Below are 19,567 nucleotides of genomic sequence, written 5' to 3'. Positions count from 1 at the left end.
CTTACTTTTTTTTTGATAATAATATTCAATTCTTTTAATATTTTAATATGATGAAGTTATGTAAAATAATTAAAAATAGAGTAAATAAAAATATATTTTAAAGTTTAAATGAATCTAAAAATAAGATGAAATATTAATTTAATTAATGTAATTTATCTGGATATAAAAATAAAATAGTTACTGATATATGTAAGAGTAATATTTTCTAAAAATAAATAAAAAAAGAATAAAATATGATTATAATATTATAATTTTTCCTTTATTTTATATGTTTAAATTAACTTCTCTTTTAAAATAAAATTAAGTATTAAAATAAGTACTTTTTATTTATAAAAAGTTTAAGGGGGGAGTGGATATCTTTTTTTTAGTATTTAGTCTCTATTTTTTGATAAGATATGTACTGCTGCAGTTCCACCTGTTCCACCAATGTTTAAAGAGAGTGCATTTTCTACATCTGCAACTTGTCTTTTATCTGCTTCTCCTCTTAGTTGCCATGTGAGTTCTGTAACTTGTGCAATTCCTGTTGCACCTAGTGGATGTCCTCTTGCTTTAAGTCCACCTGATGGGTTTATTGATATTTCTCCATCACGTTCTATTAGTCCATCTTCTATTGCTTGTCCACCTTCTCCTTTTTTGAAGAATCCTAGATCTTCTATTGCAATTAATCCATTTATACTGAAACAATCGTGTACTTCTGCAACGTCGATATCTTTTGGTGTTAGTCCTGCTATTTCATATGCTTTTTTTGATGCTATTTTTGTTGATTCTATTGTTGTTAGGCTTTTTCTGCTGTGTAATGCTATTGTATCTGATGCTTGTGTTGATGCTTTTATGTATATTGGGTTATCTGTGTATTTTAGTGCATCTTCTGCTGGTACTACTATTACTGCTGCTGCTCCATCTGATACTGGAGAACAATCTAGTATGTTTAGTGGGCTTGCTACTTTTGTAGAATTTAACACAGCATCAACTGAGATTTCTCTTTGGAATTGTGCTTTTGGATTTAATGCTCCATTTTTATGTCCTAGTACTGCAAATCCTGCTATTTGTTCACGTGTTGTTCCATATTCATGCATGTGTCTTTTTGCCATCATTGCATATAATGATGGGAATGTTACTCCTTGTTGTGCTTCCCATTCTTGGTCTGCAGCTGCAGCAATTGCTGGTGTTGCATCTACAACATCTGTCATTTTTTCAACACCTGCTGCCATTACACGATCATAGTATCCTGATGCTACTGCCATTATTGCTTGTCTAAGTGCAAGTCCTCCTGATGCACAAGCTGCTTCTACTCTTGTTGCTGGTATTGGTGCTAATCCTGAGTGTTCTGCAATGAGTGCTCCTATGTGTTCTTGTCCTACAAATAGTCCACCTGTCATGTTTCCTATGTACATTGCATCAATATCATCACCTGTCATGTTTGCATCTTGTATTGCTGCTACTCCTGCTTCTACAACTAGGTCTCTGAATGATTTATCCCATAGTTCTCCAAATTTTGTCTGGGATACTCCTACTATTGCAACATCTCTCATATTGTTTATCCTCCATTAAAATTGTATTTTTTTATTTTATAATCCTTTTATTTTTTTTTATTCTAAAGTTATTATTTTTCTTTTGTTATAATGGATTTATTTTAATCCATTTTGATTTTTCCTTTGAATTTAGCATAGGTTGCATAGTCTACGTATTTGAGGTTTTTGTTGATATCTTCTAGTGTTTTTGCATTTTCTCGTACTTCTTCTATACGGTCATTTACAGTTATTGTGAATGCATCACTTCCTGCTCCTGATCCATAGGATACTGCAAATATTTTATCTCCTGGTTTTGCAATATCTAGTACTGATGCAATTCCTAGTGGTGTTGCTCCGGAGTATGTGTTTCCAATGTATGGTGTTAGTAGTCCTTGTTCGTATTGGTCTTGGTTAAATCCAAGTTTTTTTGCTGCTCTGATGTAGAATTTTCCATTTGGTTGGTGGAATACAGCGTAGTCATAGTCTTCTGCTGTTGTTCCTGTTTTTTCTAGCATCATGTTTGCTGCTCCCATTACATGTTTGAAGTATGCTGGTTCTCCTGTGAATCTTCCCCCGTGTGATGGGTATGCTTCTCCTTCTCGTCTGTAGAAGTCAGGTGTATCTGTTGTGAAGCTGCATGTTTCTTCTATATCTGCTATTGTGTTATCTTCACCTATGATATATGCTGCTCCTCCTGCTGATGCTGTGTATTCTAATGCATCTCCTGGTGCTCCTTGTGATGTGTCAGCTCCTATTGCGAGTGCATATTTTACAAGTTTTGATTTTACAAGTCCTATTGCTGCTTGTATACCAGCTGTTCCTGCTTTACATGCAAATTCTAGGTCTGCTGCTGTTAGTTCTGGGGATGCTCGTATTGCATCTGCAACTATTGTTGCTGTTGGTTTTACAGCGTATGGGTGTGATTCTGATCCTACATATATTGCCCCTATTTCTTGTGGGTCAATTTCAGCTCTTTTAAGTGCACGTCTTGCTGCTTCTACTGCTATTGTAACTGTATCTTCGTCAGGTCCTGGTACGGATTTTTCATTTACTATTAATCCTTTTGACATTGATACTGGGTCATCTCCCCATACCTTGGCAATTTCTTCTACTTTTATTCTGTAAGAAGGAACGTGTGCTCCATATCCAACTATTCCTGTCATTTTATCACCCTTAAATCTTTTGTAGATTTTTATTTTAAATTTTGTTTTTTCTGCATTTACAGATAGTATTTTTTTTATTATATCATTGTTCCCTTTTTTTAAATAAAAAGTTAATGATTTATTATTATTTAAAGTTTAGTTTTTTAAACTTAATATATTTATTATTATTTTTTGTTTGTTTTTAACTAGTATTTATGAGTATGTTTTTTTATTATTTAGAAAGAGTTTTATATTTTTTTGATTGTTGTTATATTTATAGTGATTATTTATAATAACATTAATTTACTAATAAAACTTTAGTATAAATATAATATCATAATTATAAAATTTTTAGATTTTTTATTTTTTTTTTATCTAAAAAGAGAATATAATATTTTTTAAGACATTAGAATAAAAAAAATTTTTAGGAGTCACTGATTAATATATGAGTACCATGGCTGTAAATATTAAAACTGTTGAAAAGGTTGGTGTTTTACATACCATTGCATCTAAACTTAGTGAGTTAAACTTTAATATTCTTTACACTCACCTGTTTTTAAAAGATGATCATGGTAGAATTTATATGGAAGTAAGTGGAGTTGATGATGAGAATTATCTTCTTGAAAAAATTAGGGAAATTCCTGATGTTATATCTGTTAAACTTCATAAAACACTCAAGAGTACCTTTGGTAAACGTATTATTGTTATAGGTGATGGTATCCGGATGGCTGAAACACTTCAAGCTGCAATTATGGAAGCTGATATTCATAATCGTAGTGGTGAATGTATTAGTGTTGATGGGATGATTATTAATGGTGGACTTGAAATTCAACAAGCAGTAAAATCACTTACAAAACTACCCCGAGTTGAAGCTGTAGTATTATCAGGATCAATGATGGGTGGCTTGATAACTGAGGAAATCTTGAAGTTAAAAGATGAAAATAAAGATCTTATAATAATATCACTAGACATGATAGGAGATTTAATATCAGTAGTAGATCATGTGATAAATGATACAAATCGTGCAGGAACTATGGCAGTAAAACTTGTATCAGATAAAAATTATTATAATAATGAAATTTTAGATAATAAATTTTTAAGAAAAATATCGAGGTAATAAGATAATGTATAATGATCCACAAAGACCTCCTTTTAATCCTTTAAAGATTATTATTTTAATGGTAATCGCAATTATCATTGTAATTGGAGCAACATATACCTTAAATGGAGGAGGAGGTACAGCTACAGGTACATCTGATAATAGTAGTAATAATACAACAGATAATGCTACTTCATTAACAGTTCAACCTACAATGATAGGAAATAGTAGTCAGGGAGTTGTATATAAATATTCAAGCTATGGAAATACAGCAAGTAATGTAAAAGTGGCATTAGTAATTGGAATTGATGAAGATCCATCACAAGCTGAATCTGTACTTCCAACACTAGAGAATGCTGGAAATCTTCAATACTCATATGATGTATACTTGGTAAATGCAACAGATTCAAATAATACAGATAATAACACTAATTCAACAAATGATACTGATAGTAATTTAACAGATGATACAAACAGTAGTAGTAATTCATCAACTAGAAGTAATTCAGAAGCTCTGGCTCGTGAATATGTAGTAAAAGATATTGTAAATGGAAACTATGATTTTACAGCAGAAATACACAGTTCATCAAATGGGTCATTCTTATTTGTTCCATCAGATGATACATACACATCAAAAGAAGTTGTAAATAGTATAGCAAATGCAACAGGAATTAAGAAACAAACACCAGCAAATTATAATTTTGCTAAAGGAGCATCAATTCCATTAATTGAAAATAATGTACCATCAATGGTATATATGACAACTACATACTACTCATCAGAACCATCAGATGATATAATGCAAGTAATAGGAGCAATAGATAATTTTGATTTTAATGCATTATATGCATCTGATATGACAACATCAAATAATACTACATCATCAAATAATAGTAGTTCAAATACAACAAATAATAGTAGTAATCATACAACTTCAAATCGGATGAAAGTGTCAAATGAAGTAGATTAGAAAATTATCACTACTTTTTTATTTTTTTTTATTAAATTCTTTTTTTAGAGCTTAAATAATTTATTTTAAACTTGTTTTTTTCCTTCTAAAATTAATTAATTGAGTGTTTGTTTTTTATTTTATAATTTTAGTTATCTTATTTTAGTATTACTTTTTTATTTTTTTATGATAATATTTATATAGAAACATATGAAGATATATTTATATGAAAAGTGATTCATATGAAAAATGTTGAAAAAAATCAAGAAGAGGACATGTGCAGTATAAAAGAAATACACACAGACTCAATAAAAAAAGCAAAAGAACAACTAGAAGATGAAGAAACATACCAATTACTAGCTGAAACTTTCAAAATATTCGGAAACACAACAAGACTAAAAATAATGTCACTATTATCAGTAGAAGATCTATGTGTATGTGATCTATGTGAAGCAATGGACATGAGTCAATCTGCAATATCTCATCAACTAAGAACACTACGTGCACAAAACCTTGTAAAATATAAAAAAGAAGGAAAACAAGCAAGATACTCATTAGCAGACAAACACGTAGTTGAAATCCTAAAAATAGGAATAGAACATGTACTAGAATAAAAAAAAATAGTAAATCAAAAAAAATCAATAAGAAAAATAAACACATTAGAAGGTGAATAAATGGCAATTCAAAATCAAAATAAAAATGAATGCTATGATTCAGACTGCCATGAAAGAGTATGTTTAAATCCAGAACACTACAACTACATCTGTATGGATCCAAACTGTGATAACATACACTGTAAAAATAACAAACATTACAACAAACAATTACTAGAAAAATTCCAAAAAGAACATGGATTCACACCAAAAAAACACATAAAACCAGATCCAAACGCAGAATTTAAAATATGCAACTGTGGAGACTGCCAAGAGGAAGAAGAACACCATCACCATCATGAACATGACCATTGTGATTGTGAACATGAACACCACCATCACCATCATGAACATGATCATTGTGATTGTGAACATGAACACCACCATCACCATCATGAACATGATCATTGTGATTGTGAACATGAACACCACCATCATCATGAACATCATCATGAAGGTGAAAAATGTAGTTGTTGTGAGGATGATGACATATCAATATGTAATTGCGGTGACTGTAATGATAATAAACATGAAGATGTAATACAAGAGGGAATACCACTTCTTAAAAACCGTGCAATACAAATAATTGTAAGTAGTGGAATACTATTTAGTGCTGGAATAATACTTGAACACACAGGATTTGGTCAAATTGCATCAATACTATTTGTTTTAACAGCAATAATATCAGGATATGATATAGCAAAAATCGCAAAAAATTCAATACTTAAAAGATATGAAGTAAGTCCAGCAGTACTTGTATGTATAGCAGCAGTATCAGCATTCCTAATAGGATATCCTGAAGAAGCAGCAGCAGTAACATTCTTATATTTTGTAGCAGAATTCCTAAAAGACTACTCAGAACTAAGAGCAAAACATTCAATAAAATCACTAGTTGAAATAGCACCAGAAACAGCATTAGTTAAACAAGGAACACAAGAAGTACAAATGCCAGTAGAACAAGTACCACTAGATGCAATAACAATCATAAAACCAGGAGAAAAAATACCACTTGATGGAATAGTAGTAAAAGGAACATCATCAGTAGATCAAGCAGCAATTACAGGTGAATCTATACCAGTACTAAAAACAGAGGGTGATAAAGTATTCTCTGGAACTGTTAATGAAGATGGATTCCTTGAAGTAATAGTAACTAAAGAATCAAAAGATAGTGTAATATCAAAAATAGTAACACTAGTTAAAACATCACAACAAAACAGATCAAAAACTGAAACAACAGTAGAAAAAATAGCAAAATACTACACACCAGTAATGATTGTAATAACAATACTAGTTGCTGTAGTACCACCATTAGTATTTGGAGATCCATTCACAGATTGGATATATCGTGCATTATCACTTATGGTAATATCATGTCCATGTGCATTTCTTATATCAACACCAATTGGAATGGTATCAGCAATTACATCAGCAACACGTAAAGGTGTACTAATAAAAGGAAGTAGTTATGTTGAAGAAATGAGACATATAAAAGCTATTATCTTTGATAAAACAGGAACACTAACAGAAGGAAAACTAGAAGTAGTGGATATAGATTTACTTTCTGATAAATACACACATGAAGATATGCTTAAAATAGCAGCATCTCTTGAAACTAAATCATCACATCCTATAGCAAATGCAATAATAAAAGAAGCAAAAAATAGAAATCTTGACATACTAGAAATTGAAAACTTTAAAAACGTAGCAGGAAAAGGAATAGTAGGATATATTGATGATATACAATACTACAGTGCAAATGAATCACTAATTGAAGGTGGAAATTTTAATATAACAGATAAAAATGTACTAAAACACACTAAAGAAGGAAAAACTGTAGTATATGTTGGAAATAAAGATGAAGTAATTGGAATAATCACAGTAATAGATAAAATCCGTGATGAAACACATGATGTAATAGCAAACCTTAAAAAACAAGGAATAGAAACTATTATGTTAACTGGTGATAATAAAATAGCAGCACAAAGTGTGGCAAATAAAATAGGAATAGACTATGTGTACTCACACTTATTACCTGAAGATAAAATTAACATACTTGATACAATAAGAAACAAGTTTGGTGATGTGGCAATGGTTGGTGATGGTGTGAATGATGCACCAGCATTAGCTCGTGCAAATGTGGGAATTGCAATGGGAGCTGTAGGTTCTGATGTTGCAATTGAAACAGCTGACGTTGCATTAATGCAGGATGATTTATCAAAACTTCCATATCTTTTCACATTATCAAATAAGACAATAAGTATTATTAAAGAAAATATTATAACAGCATTATCTGTAAAATTCCTATTTGTAATTCTTGCAATATTAGGACTTATTACTCTTATGATGGCTGTTGGATTTGGAGATCTTGGATTAACATTACTTGTAATATTTAATTCATTTAGAATTGGTATTGTTAAAGATCCAATATTTTAGATTATTCAATAATAATGTTTTAAACATTTTTTTTCTTTTTTATATCTTTTTTAAAACATTTTCATATAGTTTATTTCATGTGTATAATTGGCTGTATTTTAAGGTAGCCTTAAAATTTAACTTTAATTGTTTTTAAATTATATGTTTATTGTTATTTTAGCTTTTAATTTATGTAATTAATTACAATAGGTTTAAATACTATTATACTAAATTTATATATTATAGGAGGTGAAAGAATGGGTGAATTACCAATAGCACCAGTAGGAAGATTACTAAAAAATGTAGGTGCAAACAGAATCAGTGATGATGCTAAAATTGAATTAGCTGAAGTATTAGAAAGTATTGGGACAGAAATCTCTGAAGATGCTGTAAAACTTGCAAAACACGCTGGACGTAAAACTGTTAAAGCATCAGATATTATATTAGCTTGCAGAGATTTATAAATACAATAATTTTATTGTATTAGTCTTAACTTTTTATTTTTTTTTAATGAATTTCCTTTTTAAACTTATTTTTAACTATTTTTTTATATTTTTAAACATTGTGTAATTAAACGAATTTATATTAGAATAGTATTACTTTTTTATTAATGAATGATATATAAAAATAATATATTTTATTTAATTATAATGATAAGATGATGTCTTATATTTTTTTTAATAAAACTTCGTTTATACCAAAACCTTTATATATTAATAAATTAAAATATAATTAATAGTGTTAAAACACTTATTATTAAAAACTAATTTTTAATTAAATTATAAGATGCCAAGGTGACCGAGCGGCTAGGTGTGTGGCTGCAGACCATAATACTAGGGTTCAAATCCCTACCTTGGCTTTATTAAACTATATTAACTAATTTTTAAATAGAGAGTTAATTCTACTTTTTTTTACTAACATATTAATTTTAACTAAATTTTATAATTCTTAATAAATAAACATATATATTATAATAAAAAAACAATTTTATTTCAGGAAATATTATAAGATTAATAAATTTTTTTTCTAGTAATTTAAATTATTTTTATAACAAAAAAAAATCATTCAGTAAATGGGAGAATATAAGATATAATGATAAACGTATATAGTACAATGACTCGACAAAAAGAGCCACTAAAAGTAACAGATAATAAAATAAAACTATTTGTATGTGGACCTACAGTATATGACTACTCACACATAGGACATGCAAGAACTTACATATCATTTGATGTAATTGTAAGATATCTAAAACATGAAGGATACTCAGTATTCTACTTACAAAACATCACAGATATTGATGATAAAATAATAAAAAGAGCACAAGAAAAAGGTGTAGATCCACTAGAATTATCACACAAATTCGAAAAAGAATACTTAGATGATATGAAAACATTAAATGTTGAAAATGTAAACTTCTATGCAAGAGCAACAGAACATATGAGAGAAATCATCGCACAAATTGAAGATCTAATAGAAAAAGGATATGCATATGACACACCAACAGGCGTATACTTTGATGTCTCAAAATTTGAAGGATTTGGAAAACTATCAAACCGTAACTTAGATGATCTACAAAATACTCGTATTGAAGTAGATACAACTAAAAAAGACCCAAAAGACTTTGCATTATGGAAAAAACAAGATGAACAACCATACTGGGACTCACCATGGGGAAAAGGAAGACCTGGATGGCACATAGAAGATACAGCAATAACAGAATCATACTTTGGACCACAATATGACATACACGGTGGAGGACTAGATCTTATATTCCCACACCATGATGCAGAAATTGCACAAATGGAAGCTGCATCAGGAAAAGAACCACTAGTACAATACTGGATGCACACAGGATTTCTAAATGTACGGGGAGAAAAAATGAGTAAATCCCTTGGAAACTTCATAACAATAAAAGAATTATTAAAAGATTATGATCCTGATGTATACAGATTCTTTGTACTATCAACACACTATAGAAGTCCAATAGACTTTAGTGATGATATACTAAAACAAGCAGAAAACAGTCTTAAAAGATTACAAAACACAGTAAAACTAACACAAGAACAACAACAAAAACAAACACTACCAACAGAAGATGCATGTAAAATACAAGAAAACTTAGAAGTTTTCAAAACAGAATTCTTTGATGCAATGAATAATGATTTTAACACACCAATAGCACTCTCAAGTTTATTTGATTTTACACATGAATTAAATAAAGCACTTGCTGATAATCTTATATCACAACAAACACTTGATGATATTATGGATATGTTTGCTGAAGTTGAAAGTATATTTGGTTTTACACTAATTGCACAAGATTCAGATAATGCAGATACAGATGAGCTACTTAGTATAATAACAGAAGTACGCCAACAATTACGTGCTGATAAAAACTGGGATTTAGCTGATAAAATACGTGATGATCTTGCAGAACTTGATATAAATCTGGAAGATAAATAAAAAAAAGGATAAAGATTTATTTTTCACCTCCACCATTTTTCTTTTTTTTTAAAAATACTTTAAAATATTTTCCATATCTTATTAGATAATTTACGTAATTAAATTATTTTTTTATAAAATTTTTACTTAAAATTATATAATTTTATACAAACTTTTAAACTTCTCATAGACTAAAATGTGGAAATAGAAAAAAATAAGAAAATGGAAACATTTTTTTTTTATTTCATAAATAAAATTAAAAAAATAAAAAAAAGGAGTTATCTAAAATAAAAAAAAATTCCCAGGTTTTTAGCTCCTAAAAAAAAGGGGGATATATTATATTGTTGTTAATTTAAAAATAAAATTTTATGTTTTTTATTTTTATTTTTACCTAAATTTTGAGTTTATTTAGTTTAAGTTAAATTTAATACATTTTATTATCATTTCTAAAAAAGGGTAACTAACTTTTTTTTCATATTATTACTCAAAAAAAAACTTGTTTATGAAATTATAAAAAAAAGATGATGTTTTATTTTTTTATTATCTCTTTTTTCCAAAAATTTAAAAAAATTAAGAGTTAAAGGATGTGATTTGATATTCAGCTTTTTAAAAGAAACAAAAATACTTCTGAAGATGAAGAACAATGGCAAGACATTCAACCCAAATTCTGGCATCCAATAGAAGGTGACCAAATAGAGGGAACTCTTATTGCAATAGAAAAATGTGTTGGAAAATACCAGCAAAATATGTACATTCTTGAAAATAACAATGAAAAAATAATAGTATGGGGAAAATCTCAGCTTGATGATTTAATGATGCAAGTTAAACTTGATGATTATATTAGAATTACATATTTAGGGGTTGTAAAAACACAAAATAACAGACAAATGAAAATGTATAATTTACAAAAAAAATTACTAAAGGAGAATTTATAAATGAATGAAACACATGATAATTTCTGGAATCCACAAGAAGGAGAATACTTAAAAGGTGTATATGTAGATAAACTTGAAAATGTTGGAAAGTTTGAAAATACACTATATAAAATACAAGATAAAGACATAACTTATTGTATATGGGGAAAAGTACAACTAGATAGTATTATGGAAGTAGCAAAGATTGGAGATTTAATCCAGATACAATATGTTGGTTGTGAAACTATAAATGGTAGATTTCAAATGAAACGATATGAACTTGAAATATTAGATAATGAAGAATGAATGCGAAGATATTACAACAATTACCAAAAAATAATCATATTTTACTTTATCAACAAGATTTACAAGCTATATATAAAAATCATAAAACACAAACAGCTTCTGTATATCTTATATCACCTAAAGAGGGAAAAAGTGGACTTTTGAAGATTCTACAATCAATTGGGATGCAAGATAGTTATAAGAGTTTTACAATAAATCAAATTTTAAATGAAATACGTATACAAAATAAGGAAATTCACATCTTCATTGATAACTTTGAAGAGTTAACAAAGCGTGAATTAAGATATTATAAACAATTATTTGAAATAGGGCATGTTTCATTGATTGTAAATATAGTATCTGATAATGCTGTGTTTGTTGATAATGATTTTATAAGACAATTTGTTATTCTTAATGAGGATTTTTATGAAAATCGAACTGAAAGTATAAATGTTAAATATACTATTCTTATTGTTCTTTGTGTTTTTATTTTTCTCATATTTCTTAAGATGCAACTTGGAATATTAAATATTATAGTAAGTACTTTATGGTTTACATTTTTAATGTATAGATCATTTTATTATATTATGCATTAAAAGAAAAGTATAATTTCTTTGTTGTATTTAGGTGTTAATTATTTTAAAGGTAATACTTTTTTTTTATTAAAAAATAGGATTTTATATGTATGAGTAATTTAAATGAGTTACTTGCAGCTGTAGTGTTATATTCATTGTTTTCATATTTACTTAATCTTCCAGATTACTTTATAGGACTATTAACTGCTATTGTCGGATCACAAATTAGTACAATATTACCACATAACTTTAAAACATCATTTCTAGTTTATATTCCATTAATTATTCTAAGTTTTAGATGTCTTAATATTACAGTAGGTTTAATAATTGGATATAGTGCATCTATTTTTATTTGTTTATTATCAAAACGTGGATGTAAATTACTTTATCCAATAAAAAGTACAACATTTATAGGACCACGTAATTATCTTGAAAATGATACAAAAGGTGATTATGCTGCAACTACATTTCTTATTGTTATGGCGTTAGTTTCGGTTATATTTTCATTATTTGGAAATACAATAGTAGATACTTTAAATGAAACATCTGATCCTTCTTATTATGTTAATAAGATGTATGAAGATACTAATAATAACTATAGTGGTTATGATAATGGTTTTATTCAGTATATTAATATTGATGCATCTGATGATTTAAATCGTAATGTGACAACAACTAGGACTAATAATACTACAACTACAGTTGTATCTGAATATTCACCACCAAAATAAGATGTTGGATAAAAAGATTTTTTTAGCAAAATTATCCTTTCTTTTTTCTTATTCTTTTTTTAATTTTTTTAATCATAATTTTAATATATACGAAATTAATAATTATTTTTATATATATTTATAAAGAAAAATATAACATAGAATACTAACTTAACAATAGTTAATTTTTTTGATAAATCATGAAAAATAATATCATAATAATATCATAATAATCGAAAAATAAAATAAAGACATTTTGTATAATAAAACTAAAAAAAAATGAATAGGTGATTTAAAGTGACTAAAATAAGAAGACGAGAACTAGGAGAAAGCAGTCACAAAGACGACCTAGCCCACAGAATAAAAAATGACATAAAAGCCTCACCTGACCTTGGACTACTAAGATGTGTACAATGCGGAATGTGTGCATCAACATGTCCAGCATCAAGACACTCAAACTATGATTCTAGAGTTGTAATAAAAAGAGTACTAGATAATGATGAAACAATACTAGATGATGAAGACATATGGAACTGTTTCTACTGCTATAACTGTCAAAGCATATGTCCTGTTGGAAACAGTGTATGTGAAGTAAACCAAATCCTAAGACAAATGGCAATAGATAAAAAAGAAGGAAAAGAAAAAATCGAATCATTCATAAGCTTTGCAGATAGCTACATAGACCGAGGACTTGGAGTAATACCACAAGAATATAGAGGACAACTATCAATAGACTATGGAAAACACTGGGACAATCTACAAGAACACCTAGATGAAATAAGAGATGAACTAAAACTTGAGAGCATGTACCTATATCCTGAAGCTGAAGATGAAATAGATCAAACACTAAAAGCAATAGGATTTAAAAAACGAGTAGATGAAGTAAAAAAAGTACGAAAACAAAAACAACTAGGAGATGAATAATAATGGCTGAAAAACTAAAAAAATTCATACCAACAAAAGACATCACACTATTTAGAAGCTGTCTTGTATCAGCAGAATATCCAGGAATAGAATCATCAACTATGTATGTATTTGACAAACTAGGAATAGAATATGAAATAAACAGAAATCAATCATGCTGCACAGGACTAGGACACTACTATGACATATTCGATGAACTATCAACAACCGCACTAGGAGCAAGAAACTTCCACCATGCAATAGCATCAGGACACAAACACCACGTACCAATGTGTGCAACATGCTATGCAATATTAAAAAATGCAGCAAAAACACTAAATGAAAAAGACGAAGTACGCGAAGAAATAAACAAATCATTCAGAGAAAATGGACTAGAACACCTAGAATATCATAAAGGCGACATAGACCCAGTAGATGACATAACACACGTTGTAGACATACTATACTACTTTAAAGATAAACTACCAAAATACAAAAAAGTAGATCTATCAAACATCAAAATTGCAGCACACCATGGCTGTCACTACTGTAAAGTACACTACAACGATACAATAGGAGGCGTACGTGATCCTGAAATAATTGATGAAATATGTGAAGCTATGGGAATATCAACAATCGGATGGTACAACCACAAAACACTAACATGTGGATGTGGATTCAGACAAAGATATGCAAACCGAGACTTATCACTAGAAGTATCAGAAGATAAATTTGAAAGCCTATATGAAGAGGGAGTAGATGTACTTGTTGTAATGTGTCCAAATTGCCATCTTCAATTTGACAGATATGAAAATGTAATACAAAAACAAACAGGACACAAACATCATATGGCAGTACTAAACATAGCACAACTTGTAGCACTATACATGGGAGCAGATCCATATAAAATACTTGGAATACAAACACACACAACAAATGTAGAACCAATACTAGATAAACTAAAAATACCATACAATCCAGAGGAGGATTACCTACATGTCAAAGAATGAAAACTCAAGAATAGGAGTATTTCTCTGTCACTGCGGAGGAAACATATCAGACACAATAGATCTTGAAGAAGTTGAAAAAAGACTACTTGATAATCCTGATGTAATATCAGTAAAACACCATGAAAACCTATGCTCACAGGAAGGAAACCAGATAATAAAAGAAGAAATACTAAGAAGCCACCTAGATCGAGTAGTAATAGCAGCATGTTCTAGAGTAACACATGAAAACACATTCCAAAACTACATTAAACCATTAAACCCATACCTATTTGAAATGCCAAACATACGAGAACAATGCTCATGGGTATCAGAAAATCCAGATAAAGCAACAGATAAAGCAACATCACTCATAAACTCTGCAATAGAAACAGTAACATACAATGAACCACTTGCTAAAATACCAACACAAGTAAAAAACAAGGTACTTGTAATAGGAGCAGGAATATCAGGAATAACAGCAGCAGTATCCCTAGCAAACCAGGGAATGGAAGTAACACTAATTGAAGAAAAACCAGTAGTTGGAGGATCAATGGTAAAGGTAGGAAAAGTATTTTCACCTGAAAAATTAACTGAAGATTGTGCAGCTTGTTTACTTAATCCTGTAATAAATGAGATGATTCACCATAAAAACATAAAACTACTAACAAACACAACACTAGAACGTTCAGAACGCAGATCAGGAAACTTTGATGTAATATTATCTAAAAAGCCTGTCTATGTAAATCCTGATAAATGTACCAGTTGTGGAAGATGTACAGCAATATGTCCACAAATAGTACCTGATGAATGGAATGAAGAACTAATAAATAGAAAAGCAATATACAAACCATTCCCACAAGCAGTACCAAGCACATATACACTAGATGATGAAAACTGTATAAAATGTGGAGCATGTCTAAGAGTATGTCCAACTAATGCAATAAATCTCAATGCAATAGATGATATAATATCACTTACTGTAGGATCAATAGTAATAGCAACAGGACATCAACGATATGATACAAGTAAAAGACCTGAATATGGACATGAACAATATGAAGATGTAATACAACAAATGGAACTAGCAAGACTTATGGGAGTAAATGGACCAACTGAAGGACATCTTAAAGTTCCATCCACAGGAAAAGTACCAAGACGTGTTGTAATGATACAATGTGTAGGATCACGAGATCAAATGCCTGGAGGACATAAGTATTGTTCTAAAGTATGTTGTATGATAGCATTAAAAAATGCAAATCTAATACGCTCACATTATCCTGATACAGAAGTTATAATATGTTATACTGATATTAGAACAGTTGGAGTTTATGAGAAATACTATAAATATAGTCAGGAAAATGGTATACAACTAATACGAGGACGACCAGGTGAAATTGCAAAAGAAGATGATCATATGCTTGTAAGAATAGAAGATACTCTTACAGGATTTACTGAAGAAATACCAACAGATCTTGTAGTACTATCAGCTGCTCTTGAAGCATCAGAAGGAACAATAGAAACTGCTAAAAAACTTAATGTAGGATTAACAGAAGATAACTTTATTAAAGAAAAACATCCAAAAATGAAGCCTGTAACAACAGATATAGAAGGAATATTTGTATGTGGAACAGCACAAGGACCAAAAGATATTACAGATAGTATAATTCAGGCAAATGCGGCAGCAACTAAGATATCAGAACTTGTAAATGGTGGACTTGAAGTTGAACCATACATTGCACAAGTAAATGTTAAAAAATGTACTCTCTGTGGAAAATGTACTGAAGAATGTGTATATCAGGCAATAACTAAAGATAAACGTTCAATACATGTTGATCCAATAGCATGTACAGGATGTGGTGTATGTATCATGGCATGTGATAAGGAAGCAATAAGTATACAAGGACAAAGTGATGATCGTCTTGAAGGAAGTATACGAGGAATACTTAAAGATAAAAAACCAGATGAACAAATAATTATAGCATTCCTAGATGATATTGGAAATGTATCAGCAAATAATATGGGAATAAATCGTGTATCATGTCCTGATTCAATACGTATCATAAATGTACCATTTATTAATCGTGTAAAATACAGACACATCAAATATGCATTAACACATGGTGCAAGTGGAGTATTCCTTGGTGAATATCCTGACACACCAAAACATGCAGAAGTTAAAGAAAATGTAAAACTAATGAAACAGCACCTAAAAGATGATGGAATAAATCCAGATCGTTTAATAATACATGGTGTATTTATACCATACTTCCGTGGACTTTCAAAACAATTCACAGAATTTGACCAACAACTACGAAACTTAGAAGTTGAAGAAGAATAAAAAATTACTTTGACCTCCAATTACATCTTTTTTATTTTTTTTTATAAGGAAAAAAACCATTATGATATCACAAGAAGAGTTTGTTGAACTCATAAAAACAACTTTAAATAGAGATATTAAATCAAACTATGAACAAAATGAAGCAGTACTAGCACCTGTTAATGAAGATCAATTCATTGTTGCAGGTCCTGGAAGTGGTAAGACAACAACTCTTGTTCTTAAAATTCTTAAATTCTATTTTGTTGATGATATTAATATAGAAAACATTATGGTTACAACATTTACTAAAAAGGCTGCTCGTCAACTTAAAGATAAAACAATCATGTGGGCAAAACAAATATTTAAACAACTTGATAAACCATTTGATAAATCATTTAATAATATAATTACAGGAACACTTGATGGTATAGCTGAAGATTACGTTGCATTTGATGATATGAGTGTTATTGATAATTTTACATCATCTGCTCTTATGATGCAAACTCTACTTAAAGATGATCGTATTAATGATAAGAAACTTAAACAATTTGTTAAACGTATGAATGAAAATCAGGCAGGGGTTAGTAGTGCTCAGATAAATAGTATCATACTTACACTTAGAGAAGCAATGTATGAAAATATGGCAGATATTGATGAACTAGAATCTCGTTCAGAACGTGAATCACTTCTTTATGAAATTATACATGAATATAATCATCAGCTTGATGAAAAATTAATAGTTGATTATGCTCTTCTAGAAACACGTTTTTATGAGTTATTAAATGAAAATAAGATTCTAAAACTAGAAAATAATTTAAGAGTTCTTCTAGTAGATGAATATCAAGATACAAACTTTTTACAAGAACAAATATATTTCAAACTAGCAGAATATACAAAAAACAACAATGGATCAATAACAGTGGTAGGTGATGATGATCAATCATTATACAGATTCCGAGGATCAAATGTACACCTATTTACAAACTATGAACAAAGAATTAGTAAAAAACTAGACATACACCCTAAAATAATATATCTTCACACAAACTACAGATCAACAGATACAATAGTAGACTTCCTAAATGACTACATAAACATAGATCCAATATACAGACAAACAAGTTCACTAAATAAACCTGATATAATATCACAATCTACAAATACAAATACATATCCTGTTGTAGGATTATTTAGAAACAACATAGAAGAACTAACATATGATCTATCAAACCTTATATATGAACTTAAAAAAGGTGAAAAAGTAGAATTTAGAAATGAATATGGTGAAAACTTTAAAGTACAATTTGATAATCCAAGTATAGCAGTACTTCTAAATTCACCTAAAGAAATAAATGCATATAATAGAAAAAGATTACCATACTTCATACGAAACACACTAACAACACGTGATGAAAACATGGTAATATTTAATCCACGAGGACAAAATATAGAAGCAACAGATATAGTGTCATTAATATGTGGACTAATACTACAAGCTGTAGATAGTGACATGAAACTTGAAGATTCACTTAGAAATATTCCACCAAGAACACATGATATCTTAGATCATTGGAGAGAATTTACAAAAGAATACATGGATGATGAAAAACTAATAGTTGACAAAAATAACATAAACATACAAGAAGTACTTAGTGAAATTGAAAATGTATGTATGACACTAATAGATCAGACAGCAGAAAATAAAATATACTATGATCTAATAACAGAAACAATCATACAAACTAGTCGTGCAATAGCATATGATGATACCTTAACTGCAAATCAGGTATTCTGGCATATACTAATACCAATAGCACTAGGAGCTGTAGAACTTGATGATGACCTATTTGATATTGATCTTGATGAAAATATTAATATAATGTCAATACATCAAGCAAAAGGACTTGAATTTGATGTTGTAATTGTTGATGTAGGCTCTGATATTTTAAATAATAAGAAATCATCAGCATTTAAGAGATTTCCAGAAAAGGGTGGTAAAACATATAATATAGAACATTACGTACAAAGATGTTCAGATGTAGGTATTATAAATGATGAAAATCCAACAGATGCAGCATTTGATGAACTTATCCGCAGATATTTTGTTGCATATAGTCGTTCAAAAACATTACTAATACTTTGTGGATTAAATAGTATGAGACATGGATATCAGGGAAATTTCCAGGATTCTATAAAAATTCCAAACATAGCAACAGGCTGGAATCGTAACAAAATATGGGTATGGGAAAATCTAGATAACCTATTTAATATCTAAAAAAAAATGATGTTTGGATAAAATATAATATTATAAAAATAGAAGTTTTTCATGTAAAAATAGATTTAGTGGTGTTTATGAATTTCAATAAAAAAAAGGATAAGTAATTAGAAAATATACTTATCGTTTGTATCTTTTTTCTCTTACTCCTCTTCCTTTTTTATTTCCTTGTTTTCTGTATCCAGATCGTGGTCTGGTTCTTCTGTTTGTTCCTTTAACTTTTGCCATAACATTTCCCTCCTTTTATGTTCAATTTTTTATATTGGTAAAAAAAATTTTTCTGATGTTTAATAAAAAAATTGCAATTTTTCTTTTTTATTTGTAAAAAAATAAAGTTATAACTTCATTGATAAAAATCCTTTCTTAATACTTTAACGTTTTTTTGTGA

The 19,567-nt window shown here is 29.2% G+C and carries 16 protein-coding genes and 1 tRNA gene; 15 read left to right on the top strand and 2 right to left on the bottom strand.

The window, feature by feature from the left end:
• Window positions 1-371: 371 nt before the first annotated feature.
• Window positions 372-1,532, bottom strand: a complete 1,161-nt coding sequence (locus MSCUN_RS05865) for a thiolase domain-containing protein (protein WP_095608719.1) — start codon at window positions 1,530-1,532, stop codon at window positions 372-374.
• A 101-nt stretch (window positions 1,533-1,633) separates the two neighbouring features.
• A complete protein-coding gene (locus MSCUN_RS05855; protein WP_095608718.1) occupies window positions 1,634-2,674 on the bottom strand; it encodes a hydroxymethylglutaryl-CoA synthase in 1,041 nt (346 codons plus the stop codon).
• A 424-nt stretch (window positions 2,675-3,098) separates the two neighbouring features.
• Between MSCUN_RS05855 and MSCUN_RS05850 the strand changes: the two genes are divergently transcribed.
• The 15 genes from MSCUN_RS05850 (at window position 3,099) to MSCUN_RS05780 (ending at window position 19,179) form a co-directional block, all read left to right on the top strand.
• Window positions 3,099-3,770, top strand: a complete 672-nt coding sequence (locus tag MSCUN_RS05850) for a DUF5612 domain-containing protein (protein ID WP_095608717.1) — start codon at window positions 3,099-3,101, stop codon at window positions 3,768-3,770.
• Window positions 3,771-3,777: 7 nt separating this feature from the next.
• A complete protein-coding gene (locus MSCUN_RS05845) occupies window positions 3,778-4,722 on the top strand; it encodes a hypothetical protein (protein WP_095608716.1) in 945 nt (314 codons plus the stop codon).
• A gap of 221 nt (window positions 4,723-4,943) precedes the next feature.
• Complete coding sequence (locus MSCUN_RS05840; protein WP_095608715.1) at window positions 4,944-5,315, top strand: ArsR/SmtB family transcription factor; 372 nt, start codon at window positions 4,944-4,946, stop codon at window positions 5,313-5,315.
• Between the two features lie 60 nt (window positions 5,316-5,375).
• Window positions 5,376-7,787, top strand: coding sequence for a heavy metal translocating P-type ATPase (locus MSCUN_RS05835; protein ID WP_170104088.1), 2,412 nt, complete (start codon window positions 5,376-5,378; stop codon window positions 7,785-7,787).
• Window positions 7,788-8,023: 236 nt separating this feature from the next.
• Complete coding sequence (locus MSCUN_RS05830) at window positions 8,024-8,230, top strand: histone family protein (protein WP_095608714.1); 207 nt, start codon at window positions 8,024-8,026, stop codon at window positions 8,228-8,230.
• A gap of 324 nt (window positions 8,231-8,554) precedes the next feature.
• Window positions 8,555-8,625: transfer RNA gene (locus tag MSCUN_RS05825), tRNA-Cys, on the top strand.
• A 236-nt stretch (window positions 8,626-8,861) separates the two neighbouring features.
• Window positions 8,862-10,232 carry a cysteine--tRNA ligase gene (gene cysS, locus MSCUN_RS05820; RefSeq protein WP_180738348.1) on the top strand — a complete coding sequence of 457 codons (1,371 nt, stop codon included), beginning with the start codon at window positions 8,862-8,864 and terminating at the stop codon, window positions 10,230-10,232.
• A gap of 725 nt (window positions 10,233-10,957) precedes the next feature.
• Window positions 10,958-11,146 carry a hypothetical protein gene (locus MSCUN_RS05815; RefSeq protein WP_095608712.1) on the top strand — a complete coding sequence of 63 codons (189 nt, stop codon included), beginning with the start codon at window positions 10,958-10,960 and terminating at the stop codon, window positions 11,144-11,146.
• The gene (locus MSCUN_RS05810; RefSeq protein WP_095608711.1) at window positions 11,147-11,431 is read left to right on the top strand and encodes a hypothetical protein; all 285 of its coding nucleotides are present in this window, start codon (window positions 11,147-11,149) and stop codon (window positions 11,429-11,431) included.
• Complete coding sequence (locus MSCUN_RS05805) at window positions 11,428-12,006, top strand: hypothetical protein (RefSeq protein WP_095608710.1); 579 nt, start codon at window positions 11,428-11,430, stop codon at window positions 12,004-12,006. Before MSCUN_RS05810 ends, MSCUN_RS05805 begins: the two co-directional genes overlap by 4 nt.
• 89 nt (window positions 12,007-12,095) lie before the next feature.
• Window positions 12,096-12,716 carry a hypothetical protein gene (locus MSCUN_RS05800; protein WP_095608709.1) on the top strand — a complete coding sequence of 207 codons (621 nt, stop codon included), beginning with the start codon at window positions 12,096-12,098 and terminating at the stop codon, window positions 12,714-12,716.
• Window positions 12,717-12,992: 276 nt separating this feature from the next.
• On the top strand, window positions 12,993-13,619 hold the full coding sequence (locus MSCUN_RS05795) for a 4Fe-4S dicluster domain-containing protein (protein ID WP_245837645.1): 627 nt from the start codon (window positions 12,993-12,995) through the stop codon (window positions 13,617-13,619).
• A 2-nt stretch (window positions 13,620-13,621) separates the two neighbouring features.
• Window positions 13,622-14,608, top strand: a complete 987-nt coding sequence (hdrB, locus tag MSCUN_RS05790) for a ferredoxin:CoB-CoM heterodisulfide reductase subunit HdrB (RefSeq protein ID WP_095608708.1) — start codon at window positions 13,622-13,624, stop codon at window positions 14,606-14,608.
• The gene (locus MSCUN_RS05785; RefSeq protein ID WP_095608707.1) at window positions 14,595-16,925 is read left to right on the top strand and encodes an FAD-dependent oxidoreductase; all 2,331 of its coding nucleotides are present in this window, start codon (window positions 14,595-14,597) and stop codon (window positions 16,923-16,925) included. Before hdrB ends, MSCUN_RS05785 begins: the two co-directional genes overlap by 14 nt.
• 61 nt (window positions 16,926-16,986) lie before the next feature.
• Window positions 16,987-19,179, top strand: a complete 2,193-nt coding sequence (locus MSCUN_RS05780; protein ID WP_095608706.1) for a DEAD/DEAH box helicase — start codon at window positions 16,987-16,989, stop codon at window positions 19,177-19,179.
• Window positions 19,180-19,567 lie beyond the last annotated feature (388 nt).

Source organism: Methanosphaera cuniculi (assembly GCF_003149675.1).
Taxonomy (GTDB): Archaea; Methanobacteriota; Methanobacteria; order Methanobacteriales; family Methanobacteriaceae; genus Methanosphaera; species Methanosphaera cuniculi.
This window is presented reverse-complemented; position numbering and strand designations above follow the sequence as displayed.

Bases quoted from the DNA above. Each gene is read 5' to 3' on its own strand.
- MSCUN_RS05785 (WP_095608707.1), top strand. From the start codon at position 14,595: ATGTCAAAGAATGAAAACTCAAGAATAGGAGTATTTCTCTGTCACTGC.
- MSCUN_RS05800 (WP_095608709.1), top strand. From the start codon at position 12,096: ATGAGTAATTTAAATGAGTTACTTGCAGCTGTAGTGTTATATTCATTG.
- MSCUN_RS05840 (WP_095608715.1), top strand. From the start codon at position 4,944: ATGAAAAATGTTGAAAAAAATCAAGAAGAGGACATGTGCAGTATAAAA.
- MSCUN_RS05835 (WP_170104088.1), top strand. From the start codon at position 5,376: ATGGCAATTCAAAATCAAAATAAAAATGAATGCTATGATTCAGACTGC.
- MSCUN_RS05830 (WP_095608714.1), top strand. From the start codon at position 8,024: ATGGGTGAATTACCAATAGCACCAGTAGGAAGATTACTAAAAAATGTA.
- MSCUN_RS05810 (WP_095608711.1), top strand. From the start codon at position 11,147: ATGAATGAAACACATGATAATTTCTGGAATCCACAAGAAGGAGAATAC.
- MSCUN_RS05805 (WP_095608710.1), top strand. From the start codon at position 11,428: ATGAATGCGAAGATATTACAACAATTACCAAAAAATAATCATATTTTA.
- MSCUN_RS05865 (WP_095608719.1), bottom strand. From the start codon at position 1,532: ATGAGAGATGTTGCAATAGTAGGAGTATCCCAGACAAAATTTGGAGAA.
- MSCUN_RS05855 (WP_095608718.1), bottom strand. From the start codon at position 2,674: ATGACAGGAATAGTTGGATATGGAGCACACGTTCCTTCTTACAGAATA.
- MSCUN_RS05780 (WP_095608706.1), top strand. From the start codon at position 16,987: ATGATATCACAAGAAGAGTTTGTTGAACTCATAAAAACAACTTTAAAT.
- MSCUN_RS05815 (WP_095608712.1), top strand. From the start codon at position 10,958: ATGTACATTCTTGAAAATAACAATGAAAAAATAATAGTATGGGGAAAA.
- MSCUN_RS05850 (WP_095608717.1), top strand. From the start codon at position 3,099: ATGAGTACCATGGCTGTAAATATTAAAACTGTTGAAAAGGTTGGTGTT.
- hdrB (WP_095608708.1), top strand. From the start codon at position 13,622: ATGGCTGAAAAACTAAAAAAATTCATACCAACAAAAGACATCACACTA.
- MSCUN_RS05845 (WP_095608716.1), top strand. From the start codon at position 3,778: ATGTATAATGATCCACAAAGACCTCCTTTTAATCCTTTAAAGATTATT.